Below are 18,543 nucleotides of genomic sequence, written 5' to 3' on the forward strand. Positions count from 1 at the left end.
ATACCCCGGACATCGTGACAAACCCCAGACATTAGGGTAGCCAAGCAAATTTAGGTGATGCGCTGTCCTCAGACAGCAAGTCGTCGACGGCGGTGTCCAGTGCAAGACCTCGGATGAGATCACTCGGGCCCAGATCGATCGCCGCAGAATCCCAGCGACCGCGCGGACTATTGTCCCGTGGCACCCTCTCGCTTAGGGCGTCCGCACGAAGGGTGGCTAGCGCGGCCAGATTGTCGGCGTGATCGAGTCCGACGAGAATTAGGGCCCAGCTGTTGTCAGTTTGACTCACGCGATACTCGTTGCGGGTCAGATGGATCGTCAGGCGCCCGCGTCGGACCGTCGTCTTGACTTCGAGGTTCCACCGCCGGGCCGTCGAGGTGAACTGCACGTCGTACCCGGCACTGTCGTCGTACTGCGAAACGTGGATCGTCGATCCGGGCCACCGAGCCTCGAGTTTTTGGATCAACGCCAACTCTCCGGCCAGCCCAATACGGTTGCGCGCCTCTAGGTCGACTTTGCGCTGAACGGTCAAGATCGCTGCCAAGGCGGTATCGGCGTCCAGGCCGAAGGTCTGGGCAAGCACGTCGGCGTCGAACGGTAGGTCATCGGCGCTGCCGACGAGGATGTCCGCGTCGGCTAACCACGGTGGGGCCAGCGAGTCGATCATGTGAGCGAATAGCGTCGACGGTGGCACCGTACGTCCGTCGGCGGATCGTATGAGGTGGTTATCTTCCACGAGCCCGTGTTCGGTAAGCCAGTCGAGCGCGGACGCGTACTGGGTAACCGAGATGTCGCCGAGGCGGGGACTGCTGCGGACCACGGCCCAGGCATGCCTTACCGAATCGCCGCTGGACAGTAGGCTGAGCCAGCGCTTTGCGGCGCGCAACACGCCATCAGCTGGGACCATGCGGATTCATCACGTATTCGGCAACCGCTTGGGCGTCCGCGGCACTCATGCCTCCGGCTACGGCTGGTTCTTCATCAAGGTCCGTGAGCGCCAGCACCGCTGGGTCATCCAGTATCCCGCCCATGAAGGCGAGCTTCGCGGCAAGTCTCTGCTCGATGACTTCGTCAATCGTCGCGTCTGCGACCAGCACGGTGATGCGCGTCTCGACATCGGGGGCGAGGCCGAGCCGGTGGATTCTGTCGAGGCTTTGCATGAATCTGCCGGCCGCGAAGTCGCGGTCCACGTAGACGGCGTCATGACAGTCGTGGTGCAGGCTGACGCCCTCACCCAGGGTCGCCGGATTGGAGAGTAAGACGAAGCATCCTTCGTCCTTTCGGAACTTCCGCAGCTCGGCTTCACGGTCCTCGGTGCCGCCGTGTATTAATGCCGGGTTGAAATCACCGAGGACGACGCCGAGCGAAGTGAGGTTGCGGACGAAAGTGGACCAGACGAGCGTCTTGCGACCCTTATTTGCATTGTCACGGACAATTTGCGCGACCTCCGCGTACTTCGGCGAAAGCTCGTGATGAGGCAGGTCGCGCATCAGCGCTTCCATGGTTGATCCGATCGCGGGCTGTAATGGGGGTACTCGGTAGGGCAGTGGCTCGTACCTCGATGCGCCCACCGATAACAGAGCAGGACTCGTCGCTGCCATGAGGAGGTACATCAGCACACGCCCAAGCGTTTCCATCCGGGTGGTCTCTCCAGAGAGGCGTCCCGACGCCTGACCGAGCAGCGCGTCGTAGAGCTCTCGGTGGTAGAAGGGCAGAGTCACCCGGCGCACAACTCTAGTCACAGGTGGCAAGTCGAGCTCGTGCTTGGTTGTCCGAACGAACAACGGGCTAAGCAATTTGCTGGCCGTGCGCAGGTCGTTCCCCTCGACCGCGTTTAGCACTGCCCGGCGACCCTGACCGGGCCAAACGAACGATAGGAGGTTCGCGAGGTCGGTGACGCCGTTGGGCGCCGGGGTGCCGGTGAGGATGAGTCGGCTCGCGGCGTATGGACCCAGCGCCAGACATGCCGAGCCCCAAGCTCCTAGGCCACCGAGTTTCATACGATGAGCCTCGTCGAGCACCATTAGCGTGGGTTCCGCCTGAACCCACCGCTGCAGGGCGGAGACGGCATCGGGAAGGCGCTCGTAGTTGACGAGCAGGATTGCGCCTGGCGGCGGGACGGGTCCCGACATGATCGCGATGTCAAAACCGTCGGCGAGGCATTCTTCCACCTCAAATTGCCAGCTCTCGAATGCAGACTTTGGGGACACGACGAGCATGCGCCGCACCTGTCCGGCTTTTCGGCGGGCTTGAAACACAGCTAACGCCGCGCGCGTCTTTCCCGCGCCGGGCACACTGAAATTTGCGCCATGCGCCAATCCCAGAAGCTTCCCGACATCGCGCTGCTGGAACCCGGTCAGGGGTGCATCCCAGTCCGTTCCGAGTGCTGCGGTCTCCAGCGGCGGTGAGATGCTGGACGGGTTGGCCAGGTGGCCCTCGGCGACGGTGCTGTCGCCTGCGTTGGTCTCGACGATCGCCAAGAGCTCCGGTTGCCAGCGAATGTCCTCGTCCCAAACCGGCCACGTCGCCAGTTCGACGATGTTGCTTAGGAAGTCGTCAAGATTAACCTCGAAGCTCAGGTTCGAGGTACTGCTGCTATTCGGGAAGCGAGTTCGTAGTGCAGCCAACACCGAAGCTAGGTCGGCGTTCGCGGAGACCTCGACCATGCTGGAACGCACGGCGAGCCGAAGTTCCAGCATTGGCTACGAGCCTGCATGCGGCAGGCGAGCAACTTGAACGAGCCAGTTCACGCCGTCGGTATCTGAATCGGCTCCCCTGGAGACCAACTGCGAGAGCTTGAGCAGGTTGGTTCTAAGGGCGGCGAGCTCGTCGTCCAGGTCTTCCGCGCGGAAGTTCGCGGTCGCGCGCGCTCCTGCGACGGCCTCGATACACAGCTGCAGGTTATCGTTGGCATCGGACAATCGTTCGCCGGGACCGAAACGTTTCTTGACGACGCGGCCGGTCTTCCCCGCCTTGTCCAAGGCTTCATTGACTGCCGCACGGGTCGAGGCTAGTGATTCGCCTGCCTCGGCGAGTTCGTTGGGCGTGACGGTAGCGCCGGCCTTCTCTATTGCCTTAGCTCGCAGCACCTTGGTCGTAAACTCGCGCAGAACCTGGACCTTCGCGCTCGGCGCCGGTGCCGGAATGCTGGTGCCCGGGATCGTCCGCTTAGGTTCGGAACTCGGCGGATCTTGCGGCACGATGTTCTTCAGGTAAAGGTCGGCGAAGTCATGATCGATCAATCGCAAATCAGTCTTGGACTTGTCCAATATCAGTGCCAACAGCCGCTGCTCGCGCAGCGCCTCGGCTTCATCAGCGGCTTTGATCTTCCGGGATTTATAGGTCCGGTACAGCTCTTCGAGCTTGCCCTGGTCGCCTTCGAAGTCGATCAGGTGCAACGAAGCTTCCTCCCCTCCAGCGGTTTTGACCCTGCTCCGTTCGATGACGTCTTCGATGAAATTCAGAATCCAAACCGACCGCTCGAACGTGGTGGCCTTGATTCGGAAGTCCTTCTGAATCTCCGCAGCTGGGCGACCGGCGGCCCTGCGCTCGTCAATTGCCAGCAGAAAGTTCATGAACGAGTAATCGCGCTTGAGGTCTTTTCGAAGCTGCAGTGATAGTTCGATCGACTGCAGGTCGTCGAGCCCCGCGTCCGGCGGGAGCACTCCTACGCGAATGTGCTCCTCGTTGAGATCCCGCAGCGCGGCGCAACGGGTATTTCCGTTGATCAGCACCCCGTCTTCGGTGATGATGCCAGGATCGGTCTGCCCGTGGTCTTTCAGGTCTTGCTTGAGCGCCGCAAACGTCGGGTCTTCCTTTGACGGGTCCATGGGGTCGCCAGCTAGCAGTGCGTGTAAATAGCGTTGTGCGCTGTCGCCGTAGGGGTCACGTTCTAGTTCAGAATTTCGCGCAGGGTCCAACGTGCGCTGCGCCCGAATTCGGTGAGTCAGGGGGTTGTAGCTGAGCAAACTTGTCGGCATCGTGATGACCGGGATGGCCTTCTGCTGATTGCGCCACTCAACGTTGACCGTCTCGAGGATGCCGTCCCCGTTCTTGGCAGACTTGAGCCGCGAGTCCACCACCTCACGCACGTGACGGTAATTGGCCGGTCGTTTAACGTCTGCCTCTGGCACTTTCACCCCTCGTACAGCACAATTCGTCAGTGGCCTGAGTAAAGCACAACACACTGAGTTTGTTCGCCACAAAGACTCTGAAGCCCGGTTGCCGTGGGCGCGGGGCAGCATCTAATACCCGAGAGGGGGTACGTCCGGGGTGAATGTTCCCGATTGGCGTCACGTAAATGCCGGTTCACGAACACGGGTTGCCCTCTGGCTCCACTCGGAGGTGGGCGAAGGTGGGGTCTTCACTAAGTCCGACCTGCGGGCGGCGTTTCCTTCAGTCGAACAGATCGACCGGCGTATGCGCGACCTCCGCGCGGAAGGTTGGATCATTGCGACCTATCGTGAGGACCGCTCCTTAGATCCCGATGAACTGCGGCTACGCACAATTGGCGGGCATGTCTGGGAACGCGGCTACCGGTCCCGGCAGGAGGGAGCGATCTCCGACATCGAACGCCGCAAAGTCTTCGCCGTCGACGGCTATGCCTGCCGAATATGTGGTGTTGCCGCCGGGGAGACCTACCCGGACGACCTGACGAAGGTTGCGCGACTCGCGGTGCAGCGCATCGCGACGCCGGGCAGTCCTGACGTGCGACTCCGGACGCTATGCGATCGATGCCGGGCAGGGGAGCGGCCTTCGGCCGGGTCGGGCGACGAGCAGACGGTGCTCGCCGAAATATCCGAGCTCGACGCTGATGGACTGGCGCAGCTGCGGAGCTGGATCGCCGCCGGGAACCGGACGGTGCCACCAGAGCAACGGATTTGGGCCCGCTACCTAACACTGCCCGCCGCGTCGAGAAGCGAGATCGCGCAAGAGCTTGGGCTTGATTGAACCCTCCGGCGGATGGCGATACTGTAAACACAACTATGATCGCGCAAATCGAATTGTCGAAGTTCCGGGGTTACTCGCGTTTTCACGCGACCTTAACGCCGCATGCGTTTCTGGTCGGCCCCAATAGCGCTGGCAAGTCCACGATTATCGAGGCTCTGGCGCTGGCCGAGAAGTGTCTGCGGTTGGCGCGGCGGCGGTCCCCGTCGATTCGGGTGCAAAGCGGCCAAGGTTCCCGCCGTGCGTATCCCATTCCCTCGCCCCCAGCCGATGAACTCGAAGACCCCGTGCGATACGAGTTCGGGGCGTCCGAGGCAAGCGTAGTCGTCACGTGGACTTCGGGTGCATCGCTGCACATGCTGTGGCCCGAAGAGGATGAGTACGGGCGCACGGAAGGAGTTTTTTGGCTCGAATCGGTTCCCGGTACACAAGCGGAATTCAAGTCGATCGCTGACAGATTTACGCCCATCTTCGTCGTACCCGTAGTCACGCCGCTCGATCAAATCGAAGAACTGAAGAGCATCGGCTACGTCAAGGACAAGGTCGGTAGCAGGCTTTCGAGCAAGCACTTCCGGAACAATCTCCGAATCATGAAGGCGGATGGCAATTTCGATGACTTCAAGGATTTCATCGGCCCCTGGTTACCCGAAATCGACCTTCAGGACATCGAATTCGTCGCCGCTGCGAACAGGTTAGCGCTGTTCTATACCGAGCGGCAGAGTCGCGTCCCGAAGGAAATTGCGTGGGCCGGTGATGGCATGCAGATATGGCTCCAACTGCTCTGGCACCTGCACCGTGCACGTGGCTCGTCGACCATCGTGCTCGACGAGCCCGAGGTGTACTTGCACCCAGATCTTCAACGGCGCCTAGTGCGGCTACTCGAGGATTTGGACTCACAGGTCATCATGGCCAGTCACTCCTCCGAGGTGATTACCGAGGCGCTGCCCGAATCGATTGCGTGGATCGATCGCAGGACCACTGCGGCTCGCCGGACCGGAGCGGCCAAGATGGTCGCAGCGATGTCGGACTCGCTCGGAAGCAACTACAACCTCTCGCTAGTGAGGACACTGCGCAGTCGGACGGTGCTGGCCGTCGAAGGCGCGACTGCCCGCACTCTCCGTGCAGTTGCTCGAACCGTGAGCGCGAGGTCGGTTGCAACCGAGACCGACATCTCGATCGTTCCCATTCGCTCATTTTCAAGCTGGGCTAGCGCGGAACCTTTGAAATGGATTGCTAAGGACATGCTGACCGGTGCCACCAAGCTGGCGGTGCTGCTAAACATGGATCTGCGGCCGGAATCCTTCAATAGGCAGATCATCGACGAGCTGCGCGGCGACGGCATATACGTACACATCTGGTCAGCCCGCGAAATGCTGAACTTCCTGCTGACTCCGCAAGTGCTCGCCCGGTCGTCCGGAACCGATGAGTACGCCATGGCCGACCACCTGCTCGGAGCATTCGAGCAAGCCAGGACTGAGGCGAGCGCGTGGTGGTCAAGACAGGACCGGCGATTCGGCGACGTGCGGCCTGAAGTGGATGTTATCGCAGAGTTCGACGACCGGTGGGGGCAAAGAGACGGACCGCTGAATCTCGTTTCTCCTGAGCGGGTAATCTCCGAGTTGAACCGATGGCTGGATGCAGAGGGGTACCGCACACTATCGAGTGAAAGCATCGCTCGCAGTGCAAAGTTGGACGATCTCCCGCTCGAATTGGTATCGACTCTGCTAGACGTGGAGGAGCTCTAGCACCTCCTCGCCGCGTCAGGCTTCGAGCATTGGAAGAGTCTGCTGCAGGATTAGGTGGCAGATTGACCTGCCCTACGTTTAAGTTCCAGGTTCGGTTACTAACTGACGGCCTGATACGAAAGGCTGACAGCCATGCCCCGCCCCTATCCGGCTGAGTTCCGGGCCCGTGCGATCGCGCTCGTGCCCGCCGATAAGCCCCAGAACAGCTGATGGTCTCGGCATTCATCCCGTCATGTTGTCCAAGTGGATCAAGCAGGACGACAATCGACCGCGGCTCACGACCCGGGGTTCAATCGAGTGAATCGACTGAGCTGCGCGCGGCCCGCCGTCGGATCCGAGAATTAGGATCCGAACTCGCGATCGTGCGCCAGGCCGCGAGTTTTCTCGGCGAGGACAAGCCTCACCCAAAAGGGTGTATCCGGTGATCGACCGAGTCGTCGACACCGGGCGCCCGTGCATCGCTGCTGTGTCATTCTCGGCTTGACGCGGCAGAATTACTACAAACACAAGCGGGCCGACCTGCTGCTCGATGACGCCTACGCCATCGCGATCGACGCCGCGGTCCCGGGGGACGTCGAGAAGAAGGCGGTCCCCATGCTGTGCCGCGAGGCGCTGGAAGTCGTTGCCTGGGACGTCTTCTCGGCGCGTCATGTCGCAGCCGGGCATTCCCGAGTGGACGCCGAGGAGGCGTGGGTCGCGACCACGACGCGTCTGCGCGTCGGCTTGGTGGTGGATCCGTCCAGCGACGCGGCGATCGACAGGCGGCTGTCCGGCGGCTCGGCGCGACGCGCAACGATGACGGTGGCGACCAAAGGAGTGCACGCCGGCGTGGACGACTATGTCGACGCCGTCAGGTATGCCCGCCTGGCCACCGCGGACCTGGCGAAGCTGACGTGATGACCGGCCGCGCTTGCTCGCTCGACCACGCCGACCGACTGCTCGACGGAGCGTCCGGGCTGGGAACGCGGAGGACCACGGATAGCGGCCTTGCTGGCGCGATCTGCGCTCGAAGACTGGCTGGACGAACAGAACGCGTCGTGGGTGCAACAGGCATCCGGTTTCCGACGACTCGGTCCAAACGCGTGGCGCTTAAGCCAATTCGGGGCCCACAGCTGGTGGAATGCGCCAAACGTGTCTGGTAGGGACTGAGCCGCGCCGTGCACCGGCATCCCTACGAACTGCAACCCTCCGTCACCCAGGTCAGGCACCTGGTCGAAGCCGTCCGCGATCTCGGTTGACAGGCCTCAAACTGGAAGTGTTTGTCCATAGTTGTTCGCGGCCGACTGTTGCAACCCTTTCGACGCGCGACCTGGGACGATGGCTGTTGAAGGCTCGGACGTGCGTTGCACAACTGCGCCAAACGGGTCGCCGAACTTGCAGCGGCGGTTCAGGTTCAAGCAGTGCATCGATCCCTGCGTCTGGGGCGCGCGGCGGCGCCGCCACGCAGGTGTCCGACTGCCTGCCTCCACGCAGTGCGGGAGCGGTAACTTCTCCTCGCCGGTGCGGGGCGACCTCGCCCAGTCGACACAAGGCGGTTTCAGGTTGGTCTGGTCGCTCCCAGACTTTCAAGGAAACGCCTTACCAGGAAGCCGACGCTGCCGGGAACTGACTCTTCGGTGGACGCCGTTAGGCGAATGAGCGCGTCTCGTAGGTCCTTCTCGTCCTCCGACAAGCTCGCATAGCTGGCCGTCTTGAGCGCCAACTGCACGGCGACCATCTGCAGCGACATCATGCGCGTCGGGTTCAGGTTCGCCTGCTTCCATTGAAGCTGGCTGACGAACTTCTTGTCGGCACCCCGGGTCATCATCCGGTAGAAGCCGTCGGTACCCGGGATGAGCTGACCCCTCTGTATCGCCTTGACGCTGTCAGGGTGCAGCTGGACGAACTTCGCGGACTGGCCGAGGAATGCTCCGGCACCGGCGGCCAAACCGACCGCCTTGCCGACCGACGCCTTGTCGGCGTCGATCACGTCGACCGCGTTGCCGGCCAGACCGCGAATGCGTGCGACATACGTGTCGACCTCGGTGGGGTCGCCGGCAACCAAGAGCCCTTCAGATTGCACGCACACCGCCATCTCGCCGTCCTGAAGGATCGACGGAGAGTCGTCCGAAGTATTTGCCAGTTCGTGCGTCGACGACCTGTCGATTTCGTCGGTCATTGTCATCCCCCTGTGCTCCCGTTGGGCATTCTAGAGGCGCATACCCCCTGATGAGCGACTGCTACCGTCCCTGCCTGCTCGTGAAAGCGGTTCGCGGCTTGCGCCGCCCATCGAAGAGTCGTCCCGAGAGCCGCTCCGACCTCCGGTAATCGTCACTTCCGTCAGTACTGCCGAGAGAGATCGCGGAAGCCGTGCTTTGATGGCCTAGCAATATGTCGGACGGTCCGGCTAGCCTTCGCCAGGATTACGTCAGGGGTGCGGGCAGTATGCGCAGCCGGGTGGGGACGAAGGGTTGGGTCATGGAGCAGGTTGACTATCGAACGCATGTCGAGGACATGCTCGACATCCTGATCGACGGGTTAGGGCCCTTCGTTGCCAGGGTGCTGGCAATGCACGTGCCGGACGGCTCGCAGTGGCCGGAAGTCGTGCGTCGCGCCGACGTCGCAGCCGGGCGGCGCGGCGGTGAGTACCGCACCGGCGATCTCTCGCTGATTCTGCGGGCGATGACGGAGCGACTCGGCACCGTCGGCTACCCGTTCGCCCGGCAGATGCCTCGTCAGGCGGAGATCTATGCGAACGAGCTGCGGGAGGTTCGCGACCAGTGGGCTCGCAAGGAGCCTTTCGCTTCCGCGCAGGCGCTGCGCGCGATGGACTCGGCCGAGTTGTTGCTTCGGGCGGTGGGCGCCGACGCGCAAGCGGATTCTGTGGCGGCGATGAAATCCGGCGCAGACGTGCAGCTAGCTCGAACCCAGACACAAACCGTGGTCGACCACAGCAAGTCGGGGTCAGCCGTGCGGCAGACGAGCGCAACTGGCTCGTCCCCCTCGATCGAGGTCTCGGCCGTCAGCGATCTGAGTTACGCGATGGCGCACTGCCGAATCCCGGTCATCGAGCACATCACTGTCACCAATCCTGGCAGCGACATCCACGGCGCGACCGTCGAGGTCGACGTCGTCAGCGCCGACGGTTCTCATGGGGGACCCCGTGAGTTCCACCTCGACCTCGCCGCCGACAAGCCGACTGTGCTCCGCGACGTCGACCTGCAACTCGATCCTGCGTCGATGCTGGCCGTCGATGAACAGCGCCCGGGTAGCATCCGCGTCGTCCTGCGCTCGGCCGAGGGCCAGGTCCTTTCCGAGTGCCGGCAGGACGTCAACATCCTTGCCGCCAAGCAGTGGAAGGCCACACCGCCGCAGCTCGCCCTGGAGATGTTGGCCGCCTACGTGCAGCCCAACTCGCTGGCGGTCGCGGCGGTGCTCCCGCAGGTATCCGACCGGCTCCAGTCATTGACTGGCAATTCGGCCATCGACGGTTACCAGAGCGACAACCCTGACCGGGTGGACGCGATCGCTCGCGCGGTCTTCGACACGATGCGGGCCCGCGACATTCGATACGCGGAGCCGCCGGCAAGCTGGGGCGACCAGGGGCAGAAGGTGCGCACACCGGCCGAGGTCCTCGACAGCCGCCTCGGCACCTGCCTCGATACCACCCTGGCCATGGCCGCGATTCTGGAGCAGGCTGGCATCAACTCCACAGTGTGGGTCCTCAAAGGACACGCTTTCCTGGGATATTGGCGCAATGACTCTGCGCTGACCACAGTGTCGACCACCGAGGTCATCGATGTCGTCAACCAGGTCGACCTGAGAAACATCGGATTGATCGAGACGACGCTCGTCACGCAGAGCGCCACAGACACGACCTTCGACGATGCGTTGCGCGCGCCGCGGATCAAACACCTCGGCGACGATCTCACCGATCTCATCGGTATTACCGATATACGGCAAGCGCGCGAGGCGCGGATCTTCCCCCTCCCCAGCCGCGACGTCGACAAGGACGGCAACGTCGTCGTCACGACATATGAGCCCGGCAGTCGGGTGATCGAGCCCTACGTCGTCCGGACAGGACAACAGCGCACCACTGATGGCGAGATCGTGCCAGCGCGGGTGGCGCAGTGGAAGAACGCGCTGCTGGACCTCAGCCTACGTAACAAACTGATCAACTACACCGATCGGGCAGGCTACCGAATCGACGTGCCGGCAATGGGTCTCGGGCGCCTTGAAGATGCGATCAACGCCGGTGCACCGATTGCACTCACGCCGTCTGACGAGGTCAAAAGCGTCGACCAGGCTCGCGGAATCCGCTTCGGACGCGACCTTCCCGAGCAGGAGCGGATGCTGCTGCTCGCCGACAAGAACGCCGCCTATATCGACATCACCGAGGCCGCCTACCAGAGCAAGCTCCGCTACCTGGCGAACAAGGCCAAGACCATTGTGGAGGAGACTGGCGCCAACAACCTCTACCTTGCGTTCGGGATGCTGCACTGGCGGTTCAACGACCGCGATCTCCGCTCCCCGCTGGTCCTGGTGCCAGTCAGGATGACGACCAAGAATCGCGGTGAACGCTACGTGCTCAGTCTCGATGAGGCCGGCACGTCCACGCCGAACTTCTGTCTTCTGGAGAAACTCCGCGTCGCGTTGAATCTGCAGATCCCCGGTCTGGCCAACCCCGTCGAAGATGCCTCCGGCATCGACCTCGGAGCGGCTTTCACGGCGGTGCGGCAAGCTGTGGCGGATGCCGGGCTGCACTTCCGGGTCGAAGACAGCGTCCACCTGTCGATTCTTCAGTTCGCCAAGTTCCCGCTCTGGAAGGATCTCGACGAATCCTGGAAAGAGCTGTCCCACAACAGCTTGGTAACGCATCTGATCGATTCGCCACAGCAGCCGTTTGTCGATCCCGCGGCGGCCACGACGGATGTCACCCTCGACGACTTGGGTGCCTCGGTTCCGGTGCCGGCCGACTCGTCGCAGCTCCGCGCCGTCGCGGATGCGGTCGCGGGCAAGACCTTTGTTCTCGAGGGACCGCCGGGAACCGGCAAATCCCAGACCATCACAAACCTCCTGGCCCACGCGATGGCCTCCGGACGACGCGTCCTGTTCGTCGCGGAGAAGCGCGCCGCCCTCGACGTCGTGAAGAAGCGTTTGGAGGCAGTGGGTCTCGGCGAGCTGTCGCTGGATCTGCACGACAAGTCGGCCCGCCCCTCAGCGGTCCGTACCCAGATCAAGGAGGCGCTGGAACTCCGTATCAGCCACGACGAGGACCTGCTGCGAACCCAACTCCAAGTTGCGGAATCGAGCCGACGCAGCCTGGCGCGGTACGCCGGCCGCCTCCACGAGAGGAACGCGGTTCAGCAGTCGCTGTACAGCGCCCGCTCGCGAGAACTGGCGATGGACAGGCAGATCGAGCCGTTCGAGGTCCCCAAGGAACTGGTGGCAGGAATTACTCCCGACGCCTTTGACGGACTCCGGGCGAGCCTGCGGTCGCTGCCGGAGTATGCGGACCCGGCCCGACCGCGGCCGGGTCACCCCTGGGGGTTCATCGACGTGCCGCCCGCCAGCGGCCTGAACGCTGCTGAGATCTACGCCGTAGCCATACAGTTCGACACTGCCCTCAACGCGATCCACAAGGGCGGCGTGGACATTGCCGCGATCGCTCGGGCGGGGAACCCGTCGCGGCTTGCGGCGTGGGTCCAGCTCGCGGCGCAGACACGATTCCCACTGCCTGCTGTCGACGCGCTGCACGCCCCTGCGGGTCAGGCGGAACTCTCGGCCATCGAGGGGTTGCTTGCGGCCATCGCCGCCTCGTCGGGGGACTGGTTGTCGACCGTGACGCCCGCCGCGATGGATGTCGACATGCCGGCGATACACGAAGCGGCAATCGAAGCCGACGAATCAGGCTTCTTCGGCCGCAAGAAGCGCCGCCGTGCCGTCTTGTCCCAGATGACCGACGTGCTGGCAGTCGACGGCTCAACCGTGCACCTGAAGACGTTGTCCGAGCTGACGGCGAAGGTCGCGGCCACCCACTCCCTTGTTGCCGATGTGCGGTCCCGGGTTTCGGGACTGCCGGTGGCGGTGTTCGACCGGCCGTGGAGTCCGCTGGTTCCCCAGGACCTCGCTCATCTTGAACAGACGATCGCCGCGCTGCGACGCGTCGGCTCGACGCTGTCTGCCGCGACGGCCGAGGCCCATGTTCAAGACCTGCGTGCGTTCTACGCCGGCACCGCGCAGGGGCACCTTGCCGAACCGCTGCAGACGGTCGCGACGTCGTGGCCGCGATTGGTCGAGCTTACCGGCGCGACCGCAGCCCAGCAGAGTGCGTGGGTTGGCGACGGCACGTTCATCGACAAGTGGTGGGCGACACGAATCGAACGCCGCCTGGAAAGCTCTGCCTCGATCGAGTGCTGGGTCGCGCTGATCAACCACCTCGAGCCACTACGGCGCATGGGTATGGCGGCTGCGCGGATAGGAATACTGCAGGGGCGCAGTGATGCCAACGACGCGGCCATGGCGTTCGACCGCGGTGTGGCGCAAGCGTCGATCTCGGAACGACTCCTCGCCAGCGACCTGGTCGATTTCGACGTGCCAGCACACACCAAGGCGATCGAACGGTTCACCTCGAGCGCCGCGGTGATTCGCTCGGAGCTTCGTCGATCGATTCCGGCAAAGCTGTTGAGCAAGCGCAGCTTCAACGTCGACTCGATGAACGGTCAGGTCGGCGGATTGCGTCGGCAGCTGGACAAGAAGCGTGGCGGCATGAGTGTTCGTGCGTTGATGGAAAACTACGGAGAACTGATCACCCAGATTCTCCCGTGCACGTTGATGAGTCCCGACTCCGTCGCGCGGTTCTTCCCCGCCCGACGCGAGCTCTTCGACGTCGTCGTCTTCGACGAAGCGTCCCAGATCCGCGTGGCCGATGCCGTCGGAGCGATGGGTCGGGCGAAATCGGTTGTGGTGGTTGGTGACAGCAAGCAGATGCCGCCCACCAGCTTCGCCGAGACCAGCGCTGCCCTGGATGACGAGGAAGAATATGACCCCGACGTGGTCGTGGACGAAGAGTCGATCCTCACCGAGTGCGTCCACGGATTGGTACCTCAGCAGTGGCTGTCCTGGCACTACCGCAGCCAGGACGAAGCGCTCATCGCCTTCAGCAATCTCCACTACTACGGCGGTGCCCTGGCGTCATTTCCCGCACCGCTGCCCGCCCACGGTGACCACGGCATCTCCTTCGTCCGGGTCAACGGCCACTTCGAGCGCACCGGCCGCGGAAAGACACTGCGGACCAACCGTGTCGAAGCGGAAGCAATCGTCGCCGACGTCCGCCGCCGGTTCGACGAATCCGGCGACGGCGCACCGTCACTGGGCGTGATCACGTTCAACGCCCCCCAGCGTGACCTGATCGAGAACCTGCTCCGCGATGCCGGCGACGACAGGTTGCTGCAAGCGCTCGACGCACCCGATGGGTTGTTCGTGAAGAACCTGGAGAACGTCCAGGGTGACGAGCGCGACACGATCCTGTTCTCGGTGGCGTTCAGCAAGAACGACAAGGGTGTCTTGCCGCTGAACTTCGGCCCGCTGTCTCGTCCAGGTGGCGAGCGGCGGCTGAACGTCGCGGTCACCCGTGCCCGGCGGGAAGTGGTGTTGTACGCCAGTTTCGATCCGTCGGAACTGCGCGCCGAAGAGACCTTCCAGATCGGCACCAAACACCTGAAGGCCTACCTGGAGATGGCTGCTCGAGGGGTCGAAGTGATCACGGAAGGCGGCAGACGCCAACCGGTGATCGACCGGCACCGCGACGACGTCGCGGACGCGTTGCGTGACGCCGGCTTCACCGTATCCACCGACGTGGGCCTGTCCGAGTTTCGCGTCGACATCGTCATCGCTGATCCTGACGACCCCGACCAGCCACTGGTCGCGGTGCTCCTCGACGGTGAGGAATGGTTCGGCCGCGAGACCGTCGCCGACCGCGACGGCTTGCCGGTGGACGTGTTGTCCAACCTGATGAACTGGCCCGCGGTGGAGCGTGTCTGGCTTCCTGAGTGGTTGCACAGCCGTGAGGAGACGGTCGCGCGCCTGGCCGCGGCGGTACAGCGTGCGAAGGAGCTACCCAGCGAAGCAGCCCTCACGTTGCCGGTACAGCCCACGGAACTCCGTGTCGAGAAGGCGGTCCGGCCCTTTCGGTGATGAGGTCAGCGCCATCGGCCCCGCCGGTGCCCGCGGCGCGCGCCCAACATCTGGACATCGCGCCGTACCGCGAGTGGACCGTCCGTGTGTCCGGTGACATCAGCGTCTTGGACCGCTTGCCGGCGCCGTCGGCAAGATCCCAGGTGGCGATGATCGCCAAAGATGTGATCGAGGCGGAGGCGCCGATCCAGCCGGAGCGTCTCGCGAAGCTCATTGCGGCAGCGTTTGGGCTGAATCGCGTGAACGATGATCGGCGACAGGCGATCCTCCGTGCCGTACCGCTCGAGTATCGGCGCGAAGGAGATGACTTCTTCTGGCCGGCAGACGTCAACCCGATTTCGTGGCGCGCGGTGCGCAGCCCTGATGCTGGTGCCAGCAGGCCGATCGAGGAGATCGGCCTCATCGAGATCGGCAACGCCATGCGCGTGGTCGCAGAAGACTCGGGTGGCGCGGACAGGACGGAACTGAAGCGCGAGGCGCTGGCGCTGTTCGGCGGCAAGCGAATGACCGCGGCGGTGACCGCAAGGCTCGACGCCGCGCTGGAGCGTGCGTTTGCCAGGGGAGTGTTGCGCGAGTCGCCGTCTGGGCTCGTAGTGGCTGACTAAAGCTGCGTGACAGCAGGTCGATGAAGGTCGGACGTCTGTCGTCGCAATTTCACCGAAGTGACCTAGACCTGTGACACCCCGTCCGGGCTGAACTCTTCACCCAAGTGCCTTCGTCATCCCGATCCGACTCTGGTTGGCCGGCCGGTCACGTCGAAGTCCCACTCGTTCGCGGCGCGGGGCCTCACGGTTGGGCCCGGCTCATGCACCAATTTCTTTGGACGCAACCCTATTCGGCAGCCCGCGTTGACCAGGAATTGCCGCACCGCCCAAGTGTGGAGTGCAGATAGAATTTGAAGGACTCGCAATAATTTCTTTGGGGGGAGACATGCGCCAACCGTTATCTGTCTGCGGGGACGGGCTGTCCGCCGCATCGGCAAGTCTCGGCGAATATGCTGGTGAGGTCGAAATGGTTGGCAGGGTTGTGCCGACTGATGACAAGGCTTCTACTGCAGGAGTCGCAGAAGTCGGGGCAGCCATCGAGTCTTTCAGCGCCGCGTACGCGGGGCGTCTTCGCAGTCACGCGCAATCATTAGAACAGGCTGGCGCCAACTACACAGCTGTTGATGAGTTCGCGGCAACCAACATCGACTCTGTGGTGCCGTGAGCGCCTGAGCGCCACGTTCGCCCTTAGGTTGCTAATGCCATCCGTCGGCGCGACTGCCGCCCGCCCCGCTATGCCCAGCCGATCGGAAATAGACGGCTGGGTTCTTGCGATTGATGGCCTGTCGGCATCGGCTGAAGATTTCCGAGCGGCGGCCAACAGGCTCGAGTCGAGCGCGGACTCTCATGTCCAGCAGATGTTGGTTCCCGGCGGTACTGCCTGGGAAGGTGATGCGGCCGACGCCGCACACGAATCCGCCTATGCCGACCGCGGCGTGATCTATCGAGCAGCGGGTCACTTACGGGAGATGGCTCGTGTGGCCAACTCTGGTGCGCAGGACCTCAATCTCCTTCGAGATCGCGCGCTCGATGCGATCTCCGAAGCCGAAATGGATAGCTTCAAGGTCACCGATCAATTGGCAGTCATCGATACCGGCGATACATGCCCGGCGAGGCCGCGCTCTTGGCGGCACGCACTGTTAGGGCGGGGGAACATCAGGAATACATCGCAACGCGCGCTATTGCACTTGCTTCCGAAGACGCGAAGGTCGGAGCCGGTCTCCGTGCCGGTGCAGCTGCGCTAGTGGGCATGACCCCTCTGGAGGAACGCTCAGCCGCGACTGTCCTATGAATTGAAGACGGCGATCGCCGAGTACGGCTACTTCATGTACCGGTTGGGCAAGCACACCGTCGAGGACATCGACAAGGTGAAGTACGACGGTCGTCTGGTCATTCTCGACGACGGGAGGCAGTGGGAAGTGGATATCCCTTGACACCAGCACGGTGGATTTGTGGTCGCCCGGCACCAAGGTCGCCGTCATCGACTACGTGATGTACAACTGGACGACGCGGAGCACGCGGAGGTTTCTGAGGAGAGTTGATATGCCCGGCTCTGCGTCGAAGTCATCGACCAGGGTAAGGGGCCAAGCCTGCGCCGCGGTCCCGCAGACGCTTACAGGGGGATGCTGTGCCGACCAGGAGCGGACTCACGGTCGCGACGTGGAATACCAACTGGGCCACGCTGAGGGCCGATCGTGGGCGGCGGGTCGCCGCGCGGCTCAGCGGTCTCGACGCGGACATCATTGTCGTCACAGAGGGGACGCATGAGGTGCTACCTGCCGGCGGCTACTCGGTGGATGCCGGCACGGACTGGGGCTATGCCAACCAGCCAACCGACCGTCGCAAGGTCATTGTGTGGTCTCGATTTCCGGTTTCCCTGCAGTCGGTGGGGAACCGGGGAGGGAGCCTGGGGCGGCTTGTGGTGACGAATGTCGCGACCCCGGCGGGAGTTTGGCGTGTCATCGGAGTCTGCATTCCCTGGAGCGCTGCGCACGTGAGTACAGGCCGCTGTGACGCGCGGCCGTGGTCAGAACACCTGGATCATCTCGACCATCTTGAACTGTTGCTCACGGGCCTCGACGATGGTGTGCCCACGGTCGTCGCGGGTGATTTCAATCAGCGGACTCCGCGGGTCCAGCAGCCGATGATTGTCGCAGACAGAATTGGCGCAGTGTTCAGGAACTGGTCGGTGCATACCGCAGGAAAGCTCGAGCATGGGCCGCTGATCGATCACATCGTCACCAACTCTCAATTGCGGTGCACCTCGATCAAGACGTGGCCAGGCCAAGATGCCAGCGGCAGTCTCAGCGACCACTCCGCTGTCCGGTGCGAATTTACGCTCAGCACGGAGCGGACGCGCGACTCTGTTACGGGTGAGTTCACCGACGATGACGCACTGAGTCTCGTCCAAGACCCAGTGGGCGGCGACATCGACGGGGTAGCGAAGTCAAGCCCCGACGGCCATCACGAGGACATTCCGCCCGCGGCCGGTGGCGATGCCGACCTGGTTCGGTCTCGCGTGATTGGTAGTAGCGCCGGCGCCGTCAAGCCACCAACTCGCCCCACGAAGATTCGGACCGATTTTCGGCAGAAGCCCTCGGATTGGACTCGTGACGAGTTCGTCGGTTCTGTCGGAGCATCCGAAGACCGTGGGTTTCTCTCGCGGCTTCTGGAGTTGGTGGATGCAGACGCCCTACTACCGGCGCTTGGGCCCGCTCCACGGCTGTACTTCGGTACGCGTGGCGGCGGGGCGATGTTTGTCTACCCGCGTGGCCGAAGATTCCCGCCGTATAAGTTCCTTTCCAGAAACGGCCGGCTCATGATCGCCGGTTGCTGGAGAGGCGGTTTCGGAACCGCGGGTGATCCGGGATATGCCGCGATTGCATCGCTCCTGGGGCAACAACACACTGGTCCGGCGCGGTCGATCGCCGTTGCAGAGTTCGATCCGGCCGAGGTTTGGCGAATTGGGGAGGACGTCTCCCGTGCGGTCAACGACTCAATCGGCAGTTGACTGCTTTAAGGGACAAGTCATTCGCTTGCTTGTTCGCCCTGGCGGCCACTCGGCATCCGGCTCGATGTGCTGAGCCAGGAGGCTGCTATCAGTCGCGCTGGTGGCGGGAGGCTGCCGAGCG

General features: G+C 63.2%; 12 protein-coding genes. 8 read left to right on the top strand and 4 right to left on the bottom strand.

The genetic code is table 11. The features are described 5' to 3' along the window. Positions 1–31: 31 nt before the first annotated feature. The 3 genes from C6A87_RS04440 to C6A87_RS04450 all read right to left on the bottom strand — a co-directional run bounded on the left by C6A87_RS04440 (position 32) and on the right by C6A87_RS04450 (position 4,091). Positions 32–667 (bottom strand): protein NO VEIN domain-containing protein, encoded by a 636-nt coding sequence (locus C6A87_RS04440; protein WP_311116159.1) that lies wholly within the window; start codon positions 665–667, stop codon positions 32–34. A gap of 226 nt (positions 668–893) precedes the next feature. Beyond that, complete coding sequence (locus C6A87_RS04445) at positions 894–2,699, bottom strand: DEAD/DEAH box helicase (RefSeq protein WP_311116160.1); 1,806 nt, start codon at positions 2,697–2,699, stop codon at positions 894–896. Between the two features lie 3 nt (positions 2,700–2,702). Then, on the bottom strand, positions 2,703–4,091 hold the full coding sequence (locus C6A87_RS04450; RefSeq protein WP_311116161.1) for a hypothetical protein: 1,389 nt from the start codon (positions 4,089–4,091) through the stop codon (positions 2,703–2,705). 253 nt (positions 4,092–4,344) lie between these two features. On the opposite strand from C6A87_RS04450, the gene C6A87_RS04455 reads away from it, so the two are divergent. The 3 genes from C6A87_RS04455 (at position 4,345) to C6A87_RS04465 (ending at position 7,589) form a co-directional block, all read left to right on the top strand. After that, the gene (locus C6A87_RS04455) at positions 4,345–4,950 is read left to right on the top strand and encodes a hypothetical protein (RefSeq protein ID WP_311116162.1); all 606 of its coding nucleotides are present in this window, start codon (positions 4,345–4,347) and stop codon (positions 4,948–4,950) included. 35 nt (positions 4,951–4,985) lie between these two features. Further along, a complete protein-coding gene (locus tag C6A87_RS04460; RefSeq protein ID WP_311116163.1) occupies positions 4,986–6,692 on the top strand; it encodes an AAA family ATPase in 1,707 nt (568 codons plus the stop codon). Positions 6,693–7,172: 480 nt separating this feature from the next. Continuing rightward, positions 7,173–7,589 carry a hypothetical protein gene (locus C6A87_RS04465; protein WP_311116164.1) on the top strand — a complete coding sequence of 139 codons (417 nt, stop codon included), beginning with the start codon at positions 7,173–7,175 and terminating at the stop codon, positions 7,587–7,589. Between the two features lie 640 nt (positions 7,590–8,229). Here C6A87_RS04465 and C6A87_RS04470 read toward each other — a convergent pair. Beyond that, a complete protein-coding gene (locus C6A87_RS04470) occupies positions 8,230–8,850 on the bottom strand; it encodes a hypothetical protein (RefSeq protein WP_311116165.1) in 621 nt (206 codons plus the stop codon). Between the two features lie 299 nt (positions 8,851–9,149). On the opposite strand from C6A87_RS04470, the gene C6A87_RS04475 reads away from it, so the two are divergent. The 5 genes from C6A87_RS04475 (at position 9,150) to C6A87_RS04495 (ending at position 18,422) form a co-directional block, all read left to right on the top strand. Beyond that, positions 9,150–14,867: a DUF4011 domain-containing protein gene (locus C6A87_RS04475; RefSeq protein ID WP_311116166.1), complete on the top strand. Its 5,718-nt coding sequence runs from the start codon at positions 9,150–9,152 to the stop codon at positions 14,865–14,867. A 26-nt stretch (positions 14,868–14,893) separates the two neighbouring features. Beyond that, a complete protein-coding gene (locus tag C6A87_RS04480) occupies positions 14,894–15,472 on the top strand; it encodes a DUF3320 domain-containing protein (protein WP_311116167.1) in 579 nt (192 codons plus the stop codon). A 563-nt stretch (positions 15,473–16,035) separates the two neighbouring features. Then, on the top strand, positions 16,036–16,656 hold the full coding sequence (locus C6A87_RS04485; RefSeq protein WP_311116168.1) for a hypothetical protein: 621 nt from the start codon (positions 16,036–16,038) through the stop codon (positions 16,654–16,656). A gap of 48 nt (positions 16,657–16,704) precedes the next feature. Further along, positions 16,705–16,845 carry a hypothetical protein gene (locus tag C6A87_RS04490; protein WP_311116169.1) on the top strand — a complete coding sequence of 47 codons (141 nt, stop codon included), beginning with the start codon at positions 16,705–16,707 and terminating at the stop codon, positions 16,843–16,845. A 194-nt stretch (positions 16,846–17,039) separates the two neighbouring features. Then, positions 17,040–18,422 carry an endonuclease/exonuclease/phosphatase family protein gene (locus C6A87_RS04495; RefSeq protein ID WP_311116170.1) on the top strand — a complete coding sequence of 461 codons (1,383 nt, stop codon included), beginning with the start codon at positions 17,040–17,042 and terminating at the stop codon, positions 18,420–18,422. Positions 18,423–18,543 lie beyond the last annotated feature (121 nt).

The sequence above is a fragment of the Mycobacterium sp. ITM-2016-00317 genome (genome assembly GCF_002968295.1).
Lineage (GTDB): Bacteria > Actinomycetota > Actinomycetes > Mycobacteriales > Mycobacteriaceae > Mycobacterium.

Excerpts from the sequence above, each read along its gene's own strand:
- C6A87_RS04440 (WP_311116159.1), bottom strand. The coding sequence starts at position 667 with ATGATCGACTCGCTGGCCCCACCGTGGTTAGCCGACGCGGACATCCTC.
- C6A87_RS04445 (WP_311116160.1), bottom strand. The coding sequence starts at position 2,699 with ATGCTGGAACTTCGGCTCGCCGTGCGTTCCAGCATGGTCGAGGTCTCC.
- C6A87_RS04460 (WP_311116163.1), top strand. The coding sequence starts at position 4,986 with ATGATCGCGCAAATCGAATTGTCGAAGTTCCGGGGTTACTCGCGTTTT.
- C6A87_RS04470 (WP_311116165.1), bottom strand. The coding sequence starts at position 8,850 with ATGACCGACGAAATCGACAGGTCGTCGACGCACGAACTGGCAAATACT.
- C6A87_RS04475 (WP_311116166.1), top strand. The coding sequence starts at position 9,150 with ATGGAGCAGGTTGACTATCGAACGCATGTCGAGGACATGCTCGACATC.
- C6A87_RS04485 (WP_311116168.1), top strand. The coding sequence starts at position 16,036 with ATGAGTTCGCGGCAACCAACATCGACTCTGTGGTGCCGTGAGCGCCTG.